The sequence below is a fragment of the Amycolatopsis sp. NPDC034160 genome, from assembly GCF_055575355.1.
On the sequence record NZ_JBVISU010000004.1, the window covers coordinates 133,872 to 152,577 of the forward strand.

Consider the following 18,706-nt stretch of genomic DNA (forward strand, 5'->3'; position numbering starts at 1 on the left):
GGCGAAGCTGGTCACCCTGGCGGTGTGAGCCGGGAATCGGGAGCCGGGCATGCCCCCAATGTGGCATTGGAGACGGTCAGTGCCCCCAATGCCACATTGGGGGCACTGACCGCCGCGCGAGCCGACATCAGACGCCGCACGCCACGTTTGCCTTACCTCTCAATAAAACGACCCGGAACACTCACGACCCACCTGAGGTCAGCCGATGGACGGGATGAACGTCGGCAACCGCCGGACCTTCGTGTCCTGCTCGAAGGCGTAGGCGATGGCCAGCAGCGACGGTTCGCTGAACCGCCCGCCCATGATCGACAACCCCAGCGGCAACGGGCCGGAGTACGCCATCGGGACGGTCATGTTGGCGTATCCCGAAACCGCGGCCGGTCCGGACGAGTCGATGAGCAGCGCGCCGTCGCCGACCCCGAGCCGCGTCTTCCACGCGGCGTTGTTGGTCGGCGCCACGATCGCGTCCAGGCCGTTGCCGCGCAGTGTCTCGTCGAGACCTCGCCGGGCGGCGCTCGTCGCGGCTTCCCGCATCGCGCGGTAGGCCGGATCGGTGAGATCACCGGTGGTCGCCTGCGACCGGTCCCACAGATTATGGGTCCAGTACGGCATTTCGACCGCCGCGTGGTCCAGGTTGTACTGGATCAGCCCGGCCAGATCGGCGGGGTGCTTGCCGCCGGTGGACGCGAGGTAGGCGTTCATGTCGTGCTTGAACTCGGTCCTGATCGCGGGGAACTCGTTGGCCGCGATGACGTCCAGATAGGGGATCGTGATCTCCACCGTGGTCGCGCCGAGCTTCCGGAGCCTGCTCAGCGCCTGCTCGAACGCCGCCTTGGTCGCGTCGTCCGGGGTGTACACCTCGCGCCAGATGCCGATCCGCTTGCCACGCAAGGCGTTGGGCGCCAAAAATTTCGTGTAGTCGTCGAGAGACTGCCTCGCGGCGTCGACGGTGATCTGGTCGCGGCGGTCGGCGCCGTTGAGGGCCGCGAGCAGGATCGCGGCGTCGACCACGTTGCGCGCCATCGGGCCCGCGGTGTCCTGCTGTTTCGACACCGGCACGATCCCGCTGCGGCTGACCAGCCCGAGGCTCGGCTTGACGCCCACGATGCCGTTGGCGCCGGACGGGCAGGTCACCGAGCCATCGGTTTCGGTCCCGACGGCGACGGTCGCCAGATGGGCCGCGACCGCGACCCCCGAACCGGCCGACGAACCGCACGGATTGCGGTCGAGGACATAGGGGTTGGCGGTCTGGCCGGCCAGCGGGCTCCAGCCGTTCGACGAACTGGTGGACCGGTAGCTCGACCACTCCGACAGGTTGGCCTTGCCGAGGATGACCGCCCCGGCCTCGCGCAGGTTCTCGACCACACCGGCGTCGCGGTAGGGGCGGGATTCCCGCAGCGCGGTCGACCCGGCCGTGGTCGGCTGCCGGTCCGCGGTGTCGATGTTGTCCTTGAGCAGCACCGGGATGCCGTCCATCGGACCTTTCGACTGGTGCCGGTGCCGTCGCAGGTCACTGGCCGCGGCGAGCCGCAGCGCGTCCGGGTTCGTGCTGAGCACCGCGTGCAGCGTCGGGTTCAGCTTGCGGATGCGATGCAGGTAGAAGGCCGTCAGCTCGACCGAGGACAGCCGTCCGGAGCGCATCGCCCGCTGCAGATCGGGGATCGTCGCCCGCTCCAGGTCGATCCCGGCCACGACCGGCCGTCCGGAAAGGGACGTGGCCTGCGCCGGGACGGCCGCGGTGGCGGACGCGACGAACACCATGACGAGAAATGCGGACACGGCCGAGCCGCGTCTTTTCAGAGAACGTCTGTTCAAGGAATTCCCTCCTTGGTCGAAAGAATGCCTGAACGGTACTTGTGGCGCTTCCCGGCAGCACCGCCGAATGGAGCAGGGGAAACGGGGATTGAATTGTCGACCGGATGTTGTCCGGTAGGCGACCGGTCACAGAAACGGGCTGGAAGCGGGGAAAACAGCCGCTTTTCGGTACTCGGTGGCGCCGTGTGCGGACGCAGCGTGAGCTGGTTCGCCGTATCGGCGCAGTTCGCCGGAAATATTCCGCCGAAATTCTGCTTCACCGCTGTTCTTCGAATTGATCGGGAATTGTTCGTCGATCATCTCGCCCGGTTCGACTGAACGGCCCGGCCCGCGACGTGACCGACACCGCGCCCGGAACGGCCGTGCCGGGTCCGCCGCTCCGGCGCGTTCCTGGCATGCTGGCAAGGTTCGCGCGAACACCAAACCTGCCAGGGGGACGTCGACAATGGAGGAGATCCGCCGCCTCGCCGACCGGTTCGATCTCATCGAGCCCGTCGGCGGCGGCTCCATGGGCACCGTGTGGCGGGCGCGCGACGACAACCTGGAGCGCACGGTCGCGGTCAAGGAACTCCTTCTACCGCACGGGCAAGGGGAACAGAAGGCCGACGAGGCCAAGAACCGCGCGCTGCGCGAGGCGCGGATCGCCGCGCGGCTGGTCCATCCGCACGCCATCACCGTCTTCGGCGTGATCGACGAGCAGGACCGTCCGTGGATCATCATGGAGTACCTGCCCTCGACCAGTCTCGCCGACAAACTGCGCGACGGGCCGATGGAGGTCGACGACGTCATCCGCCTCGCCATCCAGCTGTGCTCGGCGCTGGCGGCCGCGCATCGGGCGGGCATCGTGCACCGCGACATCAAGCCCGGCAACGTCCTGCTCGGCGAGGACGGCACCGCCAAGATCACCGACTTCGGGATCTCGCGGGCGATGGGCGACGTCCAGCTCACCGCGACGGGCGAGATCTCCGGGACACCGGCGTTCCTGGCGCCCGAGGTGGCCCGTGGCGAGGACGCCACCTCCGCATCCGACGTGTTCTCGCTCGGCGCGACGCTGTACACCGCGCTCGAAGGTGGCACGCCCTACGGCACGGCGGAGAACCCCATCGCGTTGCTGTACCGCGCGTCGAGCGGGGAGATCACCCCACCGGTCAGGTCGGGCATCCTCACCCCGCTGCTGACCAGGCTGCTCGACGTCCGGCCGGACAGCAGGCCCACGATGGCCGAGACCGAGCGGGAACTGCGGGCGCTGGCGGCGGGGGAGCCGACGACGCTGGTCGCCGAGGAGCCGCCACCACGGGCGCGCAAAGGCGTCCTGATCGGTGTGATCGCCGGGTTCCTCGTGCTCGCGGCCATCATCGCCGCCGTGGTCGTGATGCTCACCCGCGGCGACGACACCCCGTCGAACGCGGCACCGCCGGTCAGCTCCACCGCCCCGACCCCGACGTCGTCGCCGTCGGTCGAACCGCAGCCGCAACAGCCGCCGCCGTCTTCGGCTCCGTCGTCGTCAGCGCCGCCCCCGTCCACGTCGTCCTCGGCGCCACCGCCTCCCGCGCAGACGCCGGGGCAGGCGCTCGCGGCGTACTACAGCCTCATCCCCGGGAATCTCCAGGCCGGGTTCGCGACGCTGACCGACAACTTCAAGCGGGCCAAGAACCAGAGTTTCGAGCGGTACTCGAACTTCTGGAAGGACTACCGCGCGGTGACCGTGTCGAACGTGTCCGAATCCGGCACCACGGTGACGGCGACGCTGACCTACGTCAAGGCGTCCGGGGGAACGACGACGGAGCGGGCCACGTTCGTCATGGTCCAGCAGGACGGCCGCTACCTCATCGACTCCCAGCGCTGAGGCCGAGTCTTCCGGCGAGGCGCTGAAGCCAGGCTTCGACCTCGTCGGGGGAGCGGTCCGGGAGACCGAAGATCATTTCGGTGACCCCGGCCGCTTCCAGTGCCGCCACTTTCTCCGGATCCGGCCGGACGCCGAGCGCCGAGATCTCCGGTTCCCCGGCGCGGCCCGCTTCGTGCCAGATCTCGCGCAGCCGCCGGGCCTTGTCTTCGATATCCGTGTCGCCCGGCGTGGTGAGCCAGCCGTCGGCCGATTTCGCGATCCAGCGGAACGTCTTCTCCGTGCCGCCCGCGCCGACGATCACCGGGATCCGCGCCTGCGCCGGTTTCGGCCAGGCCCAGCTCGCCCCGAAGGACACGAATTCGCCGGCGTAGGAGGCTTCGTCGTCCGCCCAGAGGGCGCGCATCGCTTCGAGGTACTCGCGCAGGACCGTCCGCCGGTTGCCGGCGGGGACGCCGTGATCGGCCAGTTCGTCGACGTTCCAGCCGAAGCCGACGCCGAGGGTGACCCGCCCGGCAGAGAGGTGATCGAGGCTGGCGATCGTTTTCGCCAGTGTGATCGGATCGCTCTCGACCGGGAGGGCCACCGCCGTCGCGAGCCGGATCCGCGTGGTCACCGACGCCGCCGTGGCCAGTGCCACCCACGGATCCAGTGTGCGCAGGTAACGGTCGTCGGGCAGCGACGAGTCGCCGGTGCGCGGGTGCGGAGACTCCCGTTTGACCGGGATATGCGTGTGTTCCGGCACGTGAAAGGTGTCGAATCCCGCAGCTTCGGCCGCTTGTGCGGCGGCCGCCGGCGTGATGCCCCGATCACTGGTGAACAGTACGATCCCGTGTCTCACAGCCGGCCACGCTATTAGAACGTGTTTCAGCTCGCAACCGCCGCGCGCAGGTTGACCGGCAGCGCGTCGAGCCGCCACGTGCCCGGATCCGGGATCCGCCGCCGGCCGTCGGCGAGCGCGAGATCGGGGAAGCGGCGCAGCAGGGCGGTGAGCGCGACTTCGGTCTGCACCCTGGCCAGCGAGGCGCCGAGGCAGAAATGCGGCCCGTGGGCGAACGCCAGGTGCCACGCCGGTCCCGCCGCGCGCCGGATGTCGAAGACCTCCGGCTCGGGGAACGCCCTCGGGTCCCGGTTCACCGCCGGGATCGCCACGGTAACAGGTTCTCCTTCGGGGATCAGCACGTCACCGATCCGGACGTCTTCGGTGGTGAGCCGGGGGATCGTCAGCAACTGAGGGCTGCACCAGCGCATCAGTTCCTCGACCGCGCCGGGCATGAGGGCCGGGTCTTCGCGGAGTGCGGCCAGCTGGGCGGGATGGGCGAACAGGGCTTCGACGGAGTTGGCGATGAGGTTGCCCGGCACCTGGCCGCCCAGGACGAGCTGCCAGACGAGCGAGACCAACTCGGTTTCGCTGAGCCTGTCACCGTCGTCGGCCTGGATCTGGAGAAGCTGTGAGACGACGTCGTCGGCGGGTTCGAGTTTCCGGTGCGCGATGGCGGCGAGCGAATCCTCGACGATCCCCGGGACCGCCTTCGCCAGCCCCGCGCCGTCGCCGGCCGCGACCATGGTGCCGTACTCGCGCCAGCGCGGGCGGCCTGCTTCGGGGATGCCGACCAGTGCGCAGATCACGTCCATGGGCAGCGGCCGGGCGAAGGCGGTGACCAGGTCGATCTCGCTCTCCCCGGCGAAGCCGTCGAGGAGTTCGTTCACGAGTCGTTCCATGCCCGGCCGGAGCGCGGCGGCCTTGCGCGGGGTGAACGCGGGGGACACGAGGCGCCGGAGCCGGACGTGCTCCGGACCTTCGACCTCCTGCATGGACCGCATGTACGGGCGGCAGTGCGCGGGGATCTCCAGGCGCTGGTAGCTGGCCGGGCTCAAGGCGAAACGTGGGTCGCTCAGCATCTTTCGCGCCTCTTCGTGACGCAGGACCGCCCACATCGCCAGCCCTGGTGCGACCAGTTTGGCGACCGGGGAGCGCTCGCGGGCGGGGCTGTAGGCGGTGAAGGGATCGTGCAGGACCGCGGGGTCGGTCAAGGGGATCTCGGGAACGTCGGGCAAGGCAGCTCTCCCAGTTCGGATGTTCGAATCAGATGTTCTCATCATCTGAATGGTGAAGGTATCTTGTTCCAGGTTCGAGAGCAATGACGGGAGGCCGATGGTCCGGCTCAGCAGGGCGGAGACGCAGGAGCGCAATCGCGCGAAGGTGCTGGCCGCCGCTCGCGACGAGTTCGCGGAGCGGGGCTTCCGGGACGCCAAGATCGACGTCATCGCCGAACGGGCGGAACTGACCCGCGGCGCGGTCTACTCGAACTTCCCCGGCAAACGCGCGCTGTACTTCGCCGTGCTGGCCCAGCTGGCGGAGCAGGCCGCCGGCGCGCCGCACGCCGTGCCCGGCGAGACGCTCCAGGACGCGTTAGGCGCGCTGGCCAGGTCCAGGGTGGCCACGCTTCCCCTGGACGATGAACAGGCGGGCCTCGCGCGCGATCTGATGCCGGAAGTGCTCGCGGACGAGCGGATCCGGCGGCCGTTCGCGCAGCTGGTGAAGCTCAACGGGCTGCTGCTCGGGCTCGCGCTGGAGCGGCTCGACCCGCCGGAACGCGCGGCGGGGGCGCCGATCCCTCGTCGCGTCCGGCTCGCGGAGACCGTGCTGACCACGGTGCACGGCGCCGGTCAGCTGGCGGCCGCCGCGCCGGGGCTCGTCGAACCGTTCGACGTCGTGAGCGCCTGCGAACGACTGGCGGGGATGGCCCTCAACGACTGGTGGGCGCCACCGGTGATCGCGCCGGCCGCGCAGGCCGCCGACCGCGCTTGGGAACCGCCCGCGGCCGTGGACCTCGTGCGTGCCGAGTCGTTCGTGCCCGCTGACGGCGTCGTCGTCGTCCTCGGCACCCATCGGCTGTCCGCCGCCGAGGAGGCCGTCCGGGCCCACGGCCCCGACGTCACCGTGGTCGTGGTGACCAGTGAGCCCGACGAACTCGTCCCGCTGACCCGGCTGATCGTCGCGGAGGTGTGCGGTGGCCTGCGGCAGGCCTTCCCGGAGCGGGCCTGGCCGGGCGTACGCGTGGTGTGCGACGTGACCGGGACGCTAGCGGCGGCCGCGGGGGTGCTCGCGGTCAGCGACGAGACCGAGGCCGCGATCCGGGTCGTCCGGGGGCGGATCGTCGCCACCGCGGACGGTCGCGGCGCGGGACACGCCGTCTCCGTGACGGGCGATGTGTCCCGTGTGGACCATCGGGCCTAGACGATGTCCGTATGCCGGATCCGGTACACCTGCAGGCGGAGCCCGTAGTACTTCTCGGTTTCCCCGACCCAGACCATCCCGAGCCGTTTCGCGGTCGCGATGGCGCGCACGTTGTTCGGCCGCGCGACCGCGAAGAGTTCGTCCGTGTCCTGGGTGAACGCCCAGTCGACCAGCGCACGGGCGGCCTCGGAGGCGTATCCCTCGCCCCAGGCGTCCGGATGCAGCTGCCAGCTGATCTCCAGGTCCTCCTCGAACGGTGGCAGCAGATGGATGCCCAGGCCGCCGACGACCGCGCCGTCCTCCTTGCGCTGCACCGCCCATCTCCCGCGCGGCGGCACGAGATTGGGCTGTGCCTGTTGCCAGGCCTGCAACACCGAACGCATGGCCGCGGCGTCGGTCACCCGGTCCATCGCCGGGGTGAGCCAGCGGGTCACATCAGTGGTGCCGTAGATCGCCAGCGCGGCTTCGGCGTCGTCCTCGGACCAGTCACGGACGACAAGCCTTTCGGTGGTCAAGTCCATAACAGAACGTTACGCCGCTTTGGCGGTTGCGAAGGTGTCCGGATCATGACAACTCGGCAACCCGGATCCGCGTAACTTGGTCCCATGCGAGCCGACGCACTGACGACCCCTGAGCAGGCCTGTCCGATCGCCCCGGTGGTCGACATCGTCTTCAGCCGCTGGACCACGCCGATCCTGTGGGCGCTCAACGAGTTCGGCAGGCAGCGGTTCGTCGAACTCGAGCGGCGGATCGGAACGATCACGCCGAAGGTGCTGACACAGCGGCTGCGGCAGCTGGAACGCGACGGCCTCCTCACGCGGACCTATCACGCGGAGGTGCCACCGAGGGTCGAGTACGAGATCAGCGACCTGGGGCGGAGCCTGGCGCCGCTGTTCGCGACCCTCGCCGTCTGGTCGACGGAAAACCTGCCGAAGGTGGAGGAGGCCCGGTCGGCCTACGACTCCGCCTCGTGAGTGGTGGTGGCGGTTAGGCGGACCCGCACTTAGGTAGCTACTCGCGGCTGCGGCCTCGCTGGCGTGAAGTACGTGATGGCCCCCTTGCTTGCGCTAGGCGCAAGGATGGGGGCCTTCATGTACTGAGGAAGATGTGACTGGTGGTACTCAACGTCCCCGATCTTCCGTCGATCAAGCTAACCGAGCGGGGAGGATTCCGGACGTCCAACGGCCGGAATCCTCCCCACCCGACCGCCACCGGCAACCCGCACAAGCTTCACACCGATAGGCAAACAAATACGAGTCCCTCAAGGGGACCTTCACGGCACCGCCGCTACCCGCTCCGCCGACTCCACCGCACACCTCTTACTTGACCGACTGTTCCAGATACGGCTAGTCTTCCTCTCGTGTCCCGGGTGAAGGAATTCGACGTCGACGCGGCCTGTGACGCCGCGCTGGAACTGTTTTGGCGGCAGGGGTACGAGGCCACCTCGGTCAATGACCTCGTCGCCGCGCTGGGTATCGGCAAGGCGAGTCTCTACGCGACCTTCGGCACCAAGCACGAGCTGTACCTGACGGCGCTGAACCGCTACATCGCACGGGGTAACGAGCGGTTCGTCGAGGACTTCGCCGGACCGGGGCCCGCGCTCGCGGGGGTGCGGCGGCTCATCGGGCGTTACCTCGCCGAAATCCTCGATGAATCGGGGCGTGACGGCTGTTTCGTGGTCAACGCCGCGATGGAGATGATGCCGAAGGATCCCGAGGTCGCCCGCGCGGTCGAGCGCAGCTGGGACGCGCTCGAACTGGCTTTGCGGATGGCGCTGAGCCGGGCGAAGGCACAAGGCGAACTCGACGCCGCCGCCGATCCGGAGGCGCTCGCCCGCTTCCTGCTCGCCGTCCTGCAGGGCATGCGGGTGCTGAGCAAGGGGCCGGACCCGGCGCCACGGGCCAAGGCGACGGCGAAGCAGGCTCTCGCGGTGCTCGATGCCGCTTGCCCGAGATGATTTTTCAGCACTGAATACTAGAACGATCGGACCAGAAAGTTGGGTACTGTGGGGAAGCGTTTCAGCGGCAAGGTCGTGCTGGTCACCGGAGGAAGTTCCGGGATCGGCCGCGCCACTGCGGCGGCCTTCGCGCGCGAAGGTGCGCAGGTCGTCGTCTCCGGTCGGGACGGCGAGAAGCTACGCCAGGCGGTGAAGGAGATCGAGGCCGAGGGCGGCGCGGCCGACGCGGTAGCCGCCGATGTGGGTGTCGGCCCCGAAGTAGCGCACCTTGTCACCGAAACCGTGCGGCGCCACGGGAAGCTCGACATCGCGTTCAACAACGCCGGCGTCCTCGGCACTCCGGCGCCGACAGCCGATCTCGCCGAAGACGGGTTCGACGCCGTCATCCGGACCAATCTCACCGGCACCTGGCTGTCCATGAAGCACGAGATCGCGCAGATGCGGGCGGGCGGCGGGGGAGTGATCGTCAATATGGCGTCCAACATCGGCTCGCACAACCGCCTGCCGGGCATGGCCGCTTACGCCGCTTCGAAGGCCGCCGTGAGCGTGCTGACCCGCACCGCCGCCCGCGACCACATCGCCGAAGGGATCCGCATCAACGCCGTCAGCCCCGGCGCCACCGACACCGGAATGTCCTTCCGGCCCGGTGAGACCGAGGCCGACCGTGCCGAACGGCTCGGCGCGGTCATCCCGCTGGGCCGGATCGGCACGGTCGAAGAGATCGCCGCGGCGGTGCTCTGGCTGGCCTCCGACGAGTCCACGTACGTCGTCGGGCACGACATCGTCCTCGACGGAGGCGCCACCGCCTAGCCCCGTCAGCGGCGCGAAGGCAGCAGTTCCTGCATCTTCGTCTTGATCCCCTGCGTCACGAGGTGCCAGGCGTCGGGCTCGCCCTTGAGGACGGCTTCGGTCATCGACTTCGCTGCTCGAAGGTGGCGTGCGGTGGGATCGGCGGCACCTCGGGATCGCAGCGGACGTCGAGCACGGTCGGCACATCGGCTGACAGCGCGACGTCCCACGCTTCCCCGAGCCGGGCGGGATCGTCGACGGCGATCCCGCCGAGGCCGACTTCGACCGCGAAGTCCGAATAGGACACTTCCGGCAGGCTCTGCGAGGGTTCGAACCTGGGCGAGCCGCCCATGGCGCGCAGTTCCCAGGTGACCTGGTTCAGGTCGCCGTTGTGGAACACGCAGATGACGCACCGCTGATCCGACCACAGCTCGCGATACCGGGCGATGGTCATCAGTTCGGCCATCCCGTTCATCTGCATCGCGCCGTCGCCGACCAGCGCGATCACCGGCCGGTCCGGATGGGCGAATTTCGCGCCGATCGCGTACGGGACGCCGGCGCCCATCGTCGCGAGCGTCCCGGACAGCGTGCCCCGCATCCGGCCCCGCATCCGCAGATTCCTGGCGTACCAGTTGGTCGCCGAACCCGAATCCGCCGTGACGATGGCGTCTTCGGGGATCCGTTCGGACAGTTCGTGCACGATGCGCATCGGGTTGACCGGGTCCGCCTTCAGCATCGCCTGGCGGGTCACGGTCTCCTGCCATTCGGCGGTGTTCTTCTCGATCTTCTCCCGCCAGTCGCGTCCGGTTTTGCGTTCCAGCGACGGGATCAGCTGCTGCAAGGTGCCCTTCGCGTCGCCGAGCAGGTTCACCTCGGTCGGATAGCGCAGCCCGAGGAACCGGGGGTCGATGTCGATCTGGACGGCGCGAGCCTGGCCGAATTCCGGCAGGAACTGCGCGTACGGCATATTCGAACCGACGATCAGGAGCGTGTCGCAGTCCCGCATCATCTCGTAGGTGGGCCGCGTGCCGAGCAGGCCGATCGAGCCGGTGACGTACGGCAGGTCGTCGGGCAGCACATCCTTGCCCAGCAAGGCTTTCGCCACCCCGGCGCCGGTGAGTTCGGCGACCTCGCGCAGCTCGGTGACGGCGTTGCGCGCGCCTTGCCCGATCAGGATCGCGACCTTCTCGCCCGCGTTCAGCACTTCCGCGGCCCGGGTGATCTCTTCCGTCGGCGGGATGACGCTGGCCCGCGGATGATCCGGCGGGGAGGACGGCACGTGCTTGAACTCGTGCTGCGGCGGACGGTAGGTCTCTTCCTGCAGATCCGCCGGGATGATGAGGGCCGTGGGGGCGCGCTGGGCCATGGCCGTGCGCAGGGCGCGGTCGAGCGCGTTGGGCAGCTGCTCGGGGACGTTCACCTCGACGAGGTACTCGCTCGCGGCGTCCTTGAACAACGCCTGCAGGTCCACTTCCTGCTGGTAACTACCACCCATCGCGCTGCGCGCCGTCTGCCCGACGATCGCGACCACCGGCACGTGGTCGAGTTTGGCGTCGTACAGGCCGTTGAGCAAGTGGATCGCGCCCGGGCCGGACGTCGCCATGCAGACGCCCGGCCGTCCGCTCAGCTTCGCGTACCCGACGGCCGCGAACGCCGCCATCTCCTCATGTCGTGTCTGCACGAAGCGAGGTTTGTTGCCCGCCGCGCCGAACGCGGTCACCAGCCCGTTGATCCCGTCGCCGGGATAGGCGAAGACCTGCTCGACGTCCCATTCGCGCAGCCTGGCCAGAACATGGTCCGCAACGGTTTCGCTCATGGCCGCCGGATACCGCCGCCCTCCGGCGGCTAAACGTCGTCGAGGATCTTGGTGATCCCGGCGACGACGTCCGGATGCCCGAGCGGAAGTGGCGGCGGGACCCGGTTGAACGGTTCGCCGATGCTGTGCGGGAGCACCTCGACCGCGGTTCCGGCCGAGCGCACCCGCTCGGCCAGTTCCGAAGCGTCGTCCGGTACGGGATCGACGAGCAGCACGTGGCCGACGGCGCGCGGGTGCCGTTCGGCGATTCGCAGCGCGTCTCCGGCTGCCTCGCCGCTCGCCACGACGTCGATCGGCGGGCCGCCGGGCTCCGCGTCGCCGACCACGTCGTCGGCCTGGGTCAACGCGCCGTCCACCGGCAGACGGCACCAGATCACCTGGCGCTGGGCCGTGAGCGGACGCCAGGTCGCCGGGAGTTCACCGTTCTTGCCTTCGCCCGCGGGGTCGAGGACGACGAGTTTCGCCGCCTCGTTGCCACCATCAGTGACGACCGAGGGGCCTTCGGCGCGGACGGGATCGGGTTCGGCGGACATGGTCACCTTCCTCTAACACCTGGTACGGGGAAGTTCGGGGGAGTCGGTGTCCAGCGGCACCGAGCCCGATCGAACGAGTCCTAATTGGACGGTTTGACGTTTGCCCACCGCTTCCAGCACCCAATCGGTGGCGGTCCGCAGCCGGTTGCCCGGCATGGCGAGCAGGTGGTAGCCACGTGTGACCGCCTTGGCCGCGAGACCGGAAAGCGGGATGTGCAACGGATTCGCGGCGGCCTGATGGGCGCCGAGGTCGACGACGAAACCGAGATCGTGATGCCGGTAGGTGCCGTGTGAACCGTGTCCCATTGAGGCGGCCACGTTCCGCCCGGCGAGTTTCCCTTGACGTTCGGCGTGCTGTGCCGTCATCGGGGTGTATTCGCCTGGCCGGGTCAGATCCGGAACGGCGGCCGCGTCGCCGCAGGCGTAGACGTCCCGCCGTCCGGGGACGTTCAACTGCGCGGTGACGACCAGCCTGCCCTTGGCCGTCTTGAGACCGAGGTCCTCGATCAGCGGATCCGGGCGGACCCCGACACACCAGACGAGGGTGCGGGTCGGCACGGACTCCCCGGAGGTCAGCGTCACGCCCTTTTCGTCGGCGTTGTCGACCGAGGTCTTCATCAGCACCTCGACACCGCGCGCCCGCAGTACCTCGTCGGCGGTGGTCCCGAGCCGCCGGTCGAGTTCCGGCAGGACGCGTTCGGCCACATCCAGCAGCAGCCACCGGATCCTCTGGCCTTTGAGTTCGGGATGCCGCGCGGCGAGCGCGGCGGTGAAGGCCGGACCCTGCGCGGCGACTTCCGTCCCGGTGTACCCGGCGCCGACCACGACGAACGTGCACCGCGCGTCGCGTTCGGCCGGATCCGTCGCGGAGGCGGCGAGTTCGATCTGCCGCGTGACGTGATCACGAAGGTAGAGGGCTTCGGGAAGACCGCGGAAACCGTGGGCGTACTCGGGCACGCCGGGGATCGGCAGCAGCTTGTTGACGCTGCCCGCGGCGAGCACGAGCCTGTCGTACTCGATGTGGTGTTCCCGATCCTCGGGATCGGTGTAGCCCACGGTGCGGCCGTCGAAGTCGACCGACGTCGCTGTGCCGAGTACCAGTCGTACGCCACGCAGGGTGCCGGGGATGGACACCGAGATCCGCCGGGGTTCGAGGATTCCGGCGGCGACTTCGGGGAGCAGGGGGAGATAGAGGAAGTAGTCGGTCGGGTTCAGCACGACGATTTCCGTGTCGTCGTCGACCGACTTGAGCAGGGTCTTGGCGGCGTTGTACCCGGCGAAACCGCCGCCGATGATCACTACGCGCATCGTCACCCTTCCGGGTCAGTCCTTGGCGGGCCAGTCACCGGTCGCCTTGCGGTAGCCGACCGCGCCCGCTCGTGCCGTGGCCGCCTTCACCGCGCCGAAGATCGCGCCCTGCGCGGCGGCGGCGACGATCACCTGGGTCCAGGTGAAGTCCCGGTCCATGGCGTCCGGAGCGTCTTCGTCACCGCTGACGCGTTTCCAGACCTGTTTGAACGCGGCGCCGGCGAGGATCCCGCCAAGGGCGCTGATGACCATGTTCATCGGTTTGTAGAGAACCTTGTTCACGACGAAGACCTCTTTCGCATGATGAGCCGGATCGTCACGAGGAGCGCGAGGACTCCCGCGATGATCGGCAGAGGATTGGCGCGGGCGACTTCGGTGCCCTGCCGGAACTTTGCCGCGGCCGGTTCCGAAATCTTCTCGGCGATCTTTTCGCTGGCCTGGTCGACCTTGGCGTCCAGGTTGTCGTTCACCCGGGCCTTGACGTCGAGTTTCTTGCCAAGCGCGTCGAGGGTTTCGGTGAGTTCCTCGCGAGTCACGTCGCGATCGGCGCGGGCTTCTTCGGCGTTCTTGGGGAAATCACTCATGAGCGCACTCCCTGCTTGACGGTGTCGACATCCTTGCGGACGCCTTCGATGGCCTCTTCCGGCACCGGCGGGGTCGCACTCGCGACCTCCTTGCGGCCGACGACGGCCGCAAGCCCGCCGATCAGCAGCAGTGCGGCGCCGGTCACCACGGCCGCCAGCCACGCGGGCATGACGAGGGCGAGGGCCAAAACCACCGCCGCGATCAGGGTCGCCAGGCCGAACAGGGCGAAGACACCGGCCGCGCCGAACAGCCCGGCGCCGAGCCCGAAGCGCTTTCCTTTGCCCTGCAACTCGACCACGGCCAGCCGCATCTCGTCGCGGACGAGGTGCTTGACCTCGTCGCTCAGGTCGGAGACCAGTTCGCCGACCGACTTGTCCGCCGATGGCTTCCGGTGGGTTTCTTCGATCATGGAGCACCTCCTCGGAGTGTTCTGCCCGCCGGGTACCCGGGAGTACGGCTGGTCAATCACGGCGAGTTTCGGCCACTGGAACGCCGGGTAGCCGGGAGAGTGCCGGCTCGAACAGCACCCAACGGACAGGAGGATGCATGAGCACGATCACCGAAATGGTGGACGTCGACGTACCGGTCAAGACCGCGTACAACCAGTGGACTCAGTTCGAGTCCTTCCCGCAGTTCATGGAGGGCGTCGAGGAGATCCGCCAGATCGACGCGACTCACACCCATTGGGTCACCAAATTCGGTGGGGTGAGCCGGGAATTCGACGCGACCATCACCGAACAGCATCCCGACGAACGGATCGCGTGGACATCGGACTCCGGTCCCGACCACGCGGGCGTCGTCACGTTCCACCGCCTGGACGACAACAAGACCCGTGTCACAGCTCAGATGGACATCGATCCCGAGGGCTTCGTCGAGAACGTCGCCGACAAACTCGGTGTCCTCGACCGCCGGGTCAAGGGCGACATGAAGCGATTCAAGGAGTTCATCGAGAGCCGCGGTCGTGAGTCCGGCGCTTGGCGAGGCGACGTCGACCGCCCCGGCAGCTGACGCCTTACCCGGGACTCCCGCGAGGAAAACCGCGTTTTCCTCGCGGGAGTTCCGGGTACCCGTGTGGGTGAGGTCCTCTACGAAGGGAGCGTCCCGGCATGACTACCAACGCATACGTAGCCTTCCTCGTCATCGGGGTTGCGCTGGTCATGCTCGACGGCCTGATCATCTACCAGAGCGGTAAGCGTTACCTGCGAGGTTCCCACGGCGATCCGGCCGCCGGGGCGTCCATGACGTGGCTCGTCACCGTGTTGTTCCACCTCGCGACCCTGGGCGTGCTGGCCTTGCTGTCGACCGTCGACATCGGTGGCAGCGACCTGCCGGGCGTGGTGGGCCGACTGGGTGTTCTGTTGCTGGTCCTGGCCGTCGCCCACGCGATCACGCTGAGCGTGCTCTCGCGGATCCGCGGTGAGCAGGAGGCCGAAGCGGTGATCAACCGCCCGAGGCAGCGTGTCGAGCCCGAACAGCAGGGGACCACGGTGGCCCCGGTTCCCGGCCAGGACGGGCGCTTCCCGACGGCCAGCCCGTCGATCGAGCAGCGCGCGCCATACACGACTCCGTAAGAAAACCGAGTGCTGGCAGGAGGTTTCGCCATGCACGAGATCGAAGACCAACTGTGGGACGAGTTCCACCGCGTGGTCGACATGACCTCGCGGTGGAACTGGCCGACTGGCTGCGCACCCGGTCGGCCGAGCCCGAGGACGAAGCACTGCCGGACCAGGCGGGAACGCCGACCGGACGGCATGTGCTGAGCATTCTCGGCAAGCGCAGGACCGACCTCACCGCCGAGGACGAGGCCGAGGACGAGCGGGTGATGCGCTCGATCGTCCGGCAGGTCGAGGACGAACGTCGCGACGACCTCGAACCCGTCGCGGGTGAGGCGCACTGGCGGCACAAGCTGATGTCGCTGGGGCACGATCCGCTGAAACCCGCGTAATAGCTGCAGAAGTCCGTGAAGGCCTCCTTCCCTACTCTCACGGTAGGGAAGGAGGCCTTCACGGACTTTGGTCCTGAGTCTCGTGAGTGGTAATGACGGTTAGAACCGTCATTACCACTCACGAGACGTTGGAGCGGTCACTCCGACAGCTTTCCCCGCAGCTGGTCGAGCGTTTGCGAGAGAAGCCGCGAAACGTGCATCTGCGAGATGCCGACCTTCTCGGCGATCTGCGTCTGCGTGTAGCCGCCGAAGAACCGCATCACCAGGATCGCCCGCTCCCGCTTCGGCAGCTCCCGCAGCAGCGGTTGCAGCGCTTCGTGGGTCTCGACCAAGGCCATCTCGTGGTCCTCTTCGCCGATCGTGTCGGCGAGGGAAAGCGCTTCGGTGGCGTCGTCGTGTACCGGCTTGTCGACCGACAACGTCTGGTACGCCTGGCCGGCGAGCAGGCCTTCACGCACCTCGTTGATTTCGAGCCCCAGGTATTCGGCGAGTTCCGTCGGCGTCGGTGCACGGCCGAGGCTCTGGGACAGCGCGGCCGTCCCCTGGCTGAGCGAAACGTGGAGTTCCTTGAGCCGCCTCGGAACCCGGACCGACCAGCCCGTGTCGCGGAAGTGCCGCCGGACCTCGCCCATGACCGTGGGCACGGCGAAGGAGAGGAAGTCGTGGCCCCGGGCGGGATCGAAGCGATCGACCGCGTTGATCAACCCGATCCGCGCCACCTGCACCAGGTCTTCGCGGGGCTCTCCCCGGCCGGAGAACCTGGTGGCGATGTGCTCGGCGAGGGGCAGCAGTTCGGTGACCAGCCGGGCCCGCACCTCTTGGCGACGCGGGGAGTCCGCCGGCAGGGCGGACAACTCCTCGAAGAGCGGTTCGCAGTGGGCGTAGTCGTCTGCCTGCCGTGCGAGTGTCTTGCGCTCGCCGCTCACCCGTCGCTCGATCCCGGGGTCAGGACGAGTTCGATCGTCGTGGTTCCCCCAGTCTCGCCGGGAATCGGCTCGGCGCGCGCCGTCACCGAGCGCGTCAAGGTCGTCAGGACGTGCCAGCCGAACGTCGTTTCGCTCGGCAGAAAGGGCTTCGAAGTCCGCGTCGAGATCGAGACGGCGATGCCCTCCGGAATTTCGTGAAAGACACAGCACAGCACGGCTCCCAGTTCCGCGGGCTGCACCAGTTGTGAACAGGCTTCGTCGACGGCCATTTTCGCGTCTGAAATGGCGTCCAAGCCGAAGTCCGCGCGTGCCACCACCCCATGGGTGAGCGTGCGGACCAGAGGGATCTGTTCCGCCTCGGCGGGGAGGCGAAGCTCGACCCGGTCGACCAAGCCGTCCGACTGAGGTCGGGTTTGGGGGGTGAGGCGGCCCCGTCCGTGTGCATCCATTCTCAAACCTATCCGTCCGTGGCCGTGGGGCAACCGCGGAGGGGACCCGCCGCGGGACGCGTGATCAACGGCCGAGGGCCCGCTGAAGCTCCTTTTTGGACATCTGCGACCGGCCCTTGACGTTGCGTTTCTTCGCTTCGTTGTAGAGCTGGTCCTTGGTCGGGCCGTTCGGCCCCAGCCGATTGCCCGAGCGCTTGCCACCCCGTCGCTGCGGTGACATGTCCTCGACGGAGGAGCGGCTCGCCTCGCGCGACTCGCCAGCCTGCGCGCGGTTCTTGTTGACCGTGCGCGCGGCGATCTCCTCGGCGCGGTCGGTGCTCGCGCCCCGGTCCTCGGCCGATTCCTTGATGTGCTCGTACTGACGTTCTCGTTTGTCGCTCCAACTCTGCTGAGGCATCCGTTACTCCTCTCTTCCCCGGGCAGGTACCCCGATCGATTCGCCGGGTAAACCTCTGGTTGACCTCGGGATCGGGTGGGTACGCGGTGATCAGACGCGAAGGGAGGCTTCGATGCGCATCGGCTACACGCTCATGACCGAACAGGCCGGACCGAAGGACCTGGTGAAGTACGCCGCCGGGGCGGAGCAGGCGGGATTCGACTTCGAGGTGATGAGCGACCATTACTCGCCTTGGCTGGACGAACAGGGCCATTCGCCGTACGCGTGGAGCGTGCTGGGAGCGGTGACGCAGAGCACTGAACGGGTCGAGTTGATGACCTTCGTGACCTGCCCGACCATGCGGTACCACCCGGCGGTGGTCGCGCAGAAGGCGGCGACGATCCAGGCACTGTCGGACGGCCGGTTCACCCTCGGCCTCGGGGCGGGGGAGAACCTCAACGAGCATGTCATCGGCCAGGGCTGGCCACCGGCGAACGTCCGCCACGAGATGCTCGCCGAAGCCCTCCAGATCATCGGCGGGCTGTTCGACGGCGGTTACTTCAACTACGCGGGTGACCACTTCCGGGTGGACTCGGCGAAGCTCTGGGACCTCCCGGAACAGCGGGTCCCCATCGCCGTGGCGGTGTCCGGCTCGCAGTCGGTGACCAGGTTCGCCCCGATCGCCGACGCGATGATCGCGGTGGAGCCGGACGAATCGCTGAGCCGGGAGTGGGACGCCACCAAACTCGGCCCGCCGAGCCGGAAGATCGGCCAGATGCCGGTGTCCTGGGGCGAAGACCGTGACGCCGCCGTCCAGCGCGCGCACGAGCAGTTCCGCTGGTTCGCGGGCGGCTGGAAGGTCAATGCCGAGTTGCCGGGACCGTCGGGGTTCGCCGGGGCCACGCAGTTCGTCAAACCGGAGGACGTCGCCGCGTCCATCCCGTGCGGACCGGACGTCGAACAGATCGTGAAGCAGGCCGCCGAGTACGAGGCGGCGGGCTTCACCGACCTCGCCTTGATCCAGATCGGGGGCGATCAGCAGGATGGTTTCCTCCGGTTCGCCGAAGACAAGCTGCTTCCGGCGTTGCGTGGCTGATCACCCGAACGAGTCACCTGTGTTTCA

At 68.3% G+C, this 18,706-nt stretch carries 20 protein-coding genes and 2 pseudogenes; 9 read left to right on the plus strand and 13 right to left on the minus strand.

What is annotated here, in order from left to right; genetic code table 11:
- Positions 1–198: 198 nt before the first annotated feature.
- Positions 199–1,761 (minus strand): amidase, encoded by a 1,563-nt coding sequence (locus tag ACZ54P_RS12260; protein WP_465461791.1) that lies wholly within the window; start codon positions 1,759–1,761, stop codon positions 199–201.
- Between the two features lie 499 nt (positions 1,762–2,260).
- Here ACZ54P_RS12260 and ACZ54P_RS12265 point away from each other — a divergent pair, with 499 nt between their 5' ends.
- Positions 2,261–3,661, plus strand: coding sequence for a serine/threonine-protein kinase (locus ACZ54P_RS12265; protein ID WP_465461575.1), 1,401 nt, complete (start codon positions 2,261–2,263; stop codon positions 3,659–3,661).
- On the opposite strand, the gene ACZ54P_RS12270 is transcribed toward ACZ54P_RS12265, so the two are convergent.
- Together ACZ54P_RS12270 and ACZ54P_RS12275 are read right to left on the minus strand one after the other, a co-directional pair.
- Positions 3,642–4,499: an LLM class F420-dependent oxidoreductase gene (locus ACZ54P_RS12270; RefSeq protein WP_465461576.1), complete on the minus strand. Its 858-nt coding sequence runs from the start codon at positions 4,497–4,499 to the stop codon at positions 3,642–3,644. The two genes, ACZ54P_RS12265 and ACZ54P_RS12270, sit on opposite strands and share 20 nt — an antisense overlap.
- 26 nt (positions 4,500–4,525) lie before the next feature.
- Entirely contained in the window at positions 4,526–5,716 is a 1,191-nt protein-coding gene (locus ACZ54P_RS12275; RefSeq protein ID WP_465461577.1) for a cytochrome P450 family protein, read from the minus strand.
- Positions 5,717–5,813: 97 nt separating this feature from the next.
- On the opposite strand from ACZ54P_RS12275, the gene ACZ54P_RS12280 reads away from it, so the two are divergent.
- Positions 5,814–6,899, plus strand: coding sequence for a TetR/AcrR family transcriptional regulator (locus tag ACZ54P_RS12280; protein ID WP_465461578.1), 1,086 nt, complete (start codon positions 5,814–5,816; stop codon positions 6,897–6,899).
- Here the strand turns inward: ACZ54P_RS12280 and ACZ54P_RS12285 are convergent.
- Positions 6,896–7,420, minus strand: coding sequence for a GNAT family N-acetyltransferase (locus ACZ54P_RS12285; protein ID WP_465461579.1), 525 nt, complete (start codon positions 7,418–7,420; stop codon positions 6,896–6,898). The two genes, ACZ54P_RS12280 and ACZ54P_RS12285, sit on opposite strands and share 4 nt — an antisense overlap.
- 84 nt (positions 7,421–7,504) lie before the next feature.
- Here ACZ54P_RS12285 and ACZ54P_RS12290 point away from each other — a divergent pair, with 84 nt between their 5' ends.
- The 3 genes from ACZ54P_RS12290 (at position 7,505) to ACZ54P_RS12300 (ending at position 9,666) form a co-directional block, all read left to right on the plus strand.
- Complete coding sequence (locus ACZ54P_RS12290) at positions 7,505–7,873, plus strand: winged helix-turn-helix transcriptional regulator (protein WP_465461580.1); 369 nt, start codon at positions 7,505–7,507, stop codon at positions 7,871–7,873.
- Positions 7,874–8,259: 386 nt separating this feature from the next.
- Positions 8,260–8,856, plus strand: a complete 597-nt coding sequence (locus ACZ54P_RS12295) for a TetR/AcrR family transcriptional regulator (RefSeq protein WP_465461581.1) — start codon at positions 8,260–8,262, stop codon at positions 8,854–8,856.
- A 48-nt stretch (positions 8,857–8,904) separates the two neighbouring features.
- Entirely contained in the window at positions 8,905–9,666 is a 762-nt protein-coding gene (locus ACZ54P_RS12300; RefSeq protein ID WP_465461582.1) for a glucose 1-dehydrogenase, read from the plus strand.
- 5 nt (positions 9,667–9,671) lie between these two features.
- Here the strand turns inward: ACZ54P_RS12300 and ACZ54P_RS12305 are convergent.
- The 6 genes and pseudogenes from ACZ54P_RS12305 to ACZ54P_RS12330 form a co-directional block, all read right to left on the minus strand.
- Positions 9,672–11,461, minus strand: a pseudogene (locus ACZ54P_RS12305) (thiamine pyrophosphate-requiring protein).
- Between the two features lie 29 nt (positions 11,462–11,490).
- Complete coding sequence (locus ACZ54P_RS12310) at positions 11,491–11,994, minus strand: hypothetical protein (protein ID WP_465461583.1); 504 nt, start codon at positions 11,992–11,994, stop codon at positions 11,491–11,493.
- A gap of 12 nt (positions 11,995–12,006) precedes the next feature.
- A complete protein-coding gene (locus tag ACZ54P_RS12315) occupies positions 12,007–13,302 on the minus strand; it encodes an NAD(P)/FAD-dependent oxidoreductase (RefSeq protein ID WP_465461584.1) in 1,296 nt (431 codons plus the stop codon).
- A gap of 15 nt (positions 13,303–13,317) precedes the next feature.
- Positions 13,318–13,584 carry a DUF4235 domain-containing protein gene (locus ACZ54P_RS12320; protein WP_465461585.1) on the minus strand — a complete coding sequence of 89 codons (267 nt, stop codon included), beginning with the start codon at positions 13,582–13,584 and terminating at the stop codon, positions 13,318–13,320.
- Positions 13,581–13,886 carry a DUF3618 domain-containing protein gene (locus ACZ54P_RS12325; protein WP_465461586.1) on the minus strand — a complete coding sequence of 102 codons (306 nt, stop codon included), beginning with the start codon at positions 13,884–13,886 and terminating at the stop codon, positions 13,581–13,583. Before ACZ54P_RS12325 ends, ACZ54P_RS12320 begins: the two co-directional genes overlap by 4 nt.
- Positions 13,883–14,296 carry a phage holin family protein gene (locus tag ACZ54P_RS12330; RefSeq protein WP_465461587.1) on the minus strand — a complete coding sequence of 138 codons (414 nt, stop codon included), beginning with the start codon at positions 14,294–14,296 and terminating at the stop codon, positions 13,883–13,885. Before ACZ54P_RS12330 ends, ACZ54P_RS12325 begins: the two co-directional genes overlap by 4 nt.
- Before the next feature lie 137 nt (positions 14,297–14,433).
- Here ACZ54P_RS12330 and ACZ54P_RS12335 point away from each other — a divergent pair, with 137 nt between their 5' ends.
- The 3 genes and pseudogenes from ACZ54P_RS12335 (at position 14,434) to ACZ54P_RS12345 (ending at position 15,832) form a co-directional block, all read left to right on the plus strand.
- Positions 14,434–14,895, plus strand: a complete 462-nt coding sequence (locus tag ACZ54P_RS12335) for an SRPBCC family protein (RefSeq protein WP_465461588.1) — start codon at positions 14,434–14,436, stop codon at positions 14,893–14,895.
- Between the two features lie 98 nt (positions 14,896–14,993).
- Entirely contained in the window at positions 14,994–15,458 is a 465-nt protein-coding gene (locus ACZ54P_RS12340) for a hypothetical protein (protein ID WP_465461589.1), read from the plus strand.
- A 30-nt stretch (positions 15,459–15,488) separates the two neighbouring features.
- A pseudogene (locus tag ACZ54P_RS12345) lies at positions 15,489–15,832 on the plus strand (DUF3140 domain-containing protein).
- A gap of 137 nt (positions 15,833–15,969) precedes the next feature.
- On the opposite strand, the gene ACZ54P_RS12350 reads toward ACZ54P_RS12345, so the two are convergent.
- The 3 genes from ACZ54P_RS12350 to ACZ54P_RS12360 all read right to left on the minus strand — a co-directional run bounded on the left by ACZ54P_RS12350 (position 15,970) and on the right by ACZ54P_RS12360 (position 17,604).
- A complete protein-coding gene (locus ACZ54P_RS12350; protein ID WP_465461590.1) occupies positions 15,970–16,758 on the minus strand; it encodes a SigB/SigF/SigG family RNA polymerase sigma factor in 789 nt (262 codons plus the stop codon).
- Positions 16,755–17,207, minus strand: a complete 453-nt coding sequence (locus ACZ54P_RS12355; RefSeq protein WP_465461591.1) for an ATP-binding protein — start codon at positions 17,205–17,207, stop codon at positions 16,755–16,757. The genes ACZ54P_RS12350 and ACZ54P_RS12355 overlap by 4 nt, the downstream gene beginning before the upstream one ends.
- Positions 17,208–17,271: 64 nt before the next feature.
- Positions 17,272–17,604, minus strand: coding sequence for a plasmid stabilization protein (locus tag ACZ54P_RS12360; protein WP_465461592.1), 333 nt, complete (start codon positions 17,602–17,604; stop codon positions 17,272–17,274).
- Between the two features lie 112 nt (positions 17,605–17,716).
- Between ACZ54P_RS12360 and ACZ54P_RS12365 the strand changes: the two genes are divergently transcribed.
- On the plus strand, positions 17,717–18,679 hold the full coding sequence (locus ACZ54P_RS12365) for a TIGR03557 family F420-dependent LLM class oxidoreductase (RefSeq protein WP_465461593.1): 963 nt from the start codon (positions 17,717–17,719) through the stop codon (positions 18,677–18,679).
- Positions 18,680–18,706: the final 27 nt, after the last annotated feature.

What these genes read in the sequence shown, in the direction of transcription:
- ACZ54P_RS12290 (WP_465461580.1), top strand. Translation starts at nt 7,505, where the DNA reads ATGCGAGCCGACGCACTGACGACCCCTGAGCAGGCCTGTCCGATCGCC.
- ACZ54P_RS12325 (WP_465461586.1), bottom strand. Translation starts at nt 13,886, where the DNA reads ATGAGTGATTTCCCCAAGAACGCCGAAGAAGCCCGCGCCGATCGCGAC.
- ACZ54P_RS12335 (WP_465461588.1), top strand. Translation starts at nt 14,434, where the DNA reads ATGAGCACGATCACCGAAATGGTGGACGTCGACGTACCGGTCAAGACC.
- ACZ54P_RS12355 (WP_465461591.1), bottom strand. Translation starts at nt 17,207, where the DNA reads ATGGATGCACACGGACGGGGCCGCCTCACCCCCCAAACCCGACCTCAG.
- ACZ54P_RS12310 (WP_465461583.1), bottom strand. Translation starts at nt 11,994, where the DNA reads ATGTCCGCCGAACCCGATCCCGTCCGCGCCGAAGGCCCCTCGGTCGTC.
- ACZ54P_RS12265 (WP_465461575.1), top strand. Translation starts at nt 2,261, where the DNA reads ATGGAGGAGATCCGCCGCCTCGCCGACCGGTTCGATCTCATCGAGCCC.
- ACZ54P_RS12280 (WP_465461578.1), top strand. Translation starts at nt 5,814, where the DNA reads ATGGTCCGGCTCAGCAGGGCGGAGACGCAGGAGCGCAATCGCGCGAAG.
- ACZ54P_RS12360 (WP_465461592.1), bottom strand. Translation starts at nt 17,604, where the DNA reads ATGCCTCAGCAGAGTTGGAGCGACAAACGAGAACGTCAGTACGAGCAC.
- ACZ54P_RS12330 (WP_465461587.1), bottom strand. Translation starts at nt 14,296, where the DNA reads ATGATCGAAGAAACCCACCGGAAGCCATCGGCGGACAAGTCGGTCGGC.
- ACZ54P_RS12365 (WP_465461593.1), top strand. Translation starts at nt 17,717, where the DNA reads ATGCGCATCGGCTACACGCTCATGACCGAACAGGCCGGACCGAAGGAC.
- ACZ54P_RS12340 (WP_465461589.1), top strand. Translation starts at nt 14,994, where the DNA reads ATGACTACCAACGCATACGTAGCCTTCCTCGTCATCGGGGTTGCGCTG.
- ACZ54P_RS12285 (WP_465461579.1), bottom strand. Translation starts at nt 7,420, where the DNA reads ATGGACTTGACCACCGAAAGGCTTGTCGTCCGTGACTGGTCCGAGGAC.
- ACZ54P_RS12260 (WP_465461791.1), bottom strand. Translation starts at nt 1,761, where the DNA reads ATGGTGTTCGTCGCGTCCGCCACCGCGGCCGTCCCGGCGCAGGCCACG.
- ACZ54P_RS12315 (WP_465461584.1), bottom strand. Translation starts at nt 13,302, where the DNA reads ATGCGCGTAGTGATCATCGGCGGCGGTTTCGCCGGGTACAACGCCGCC.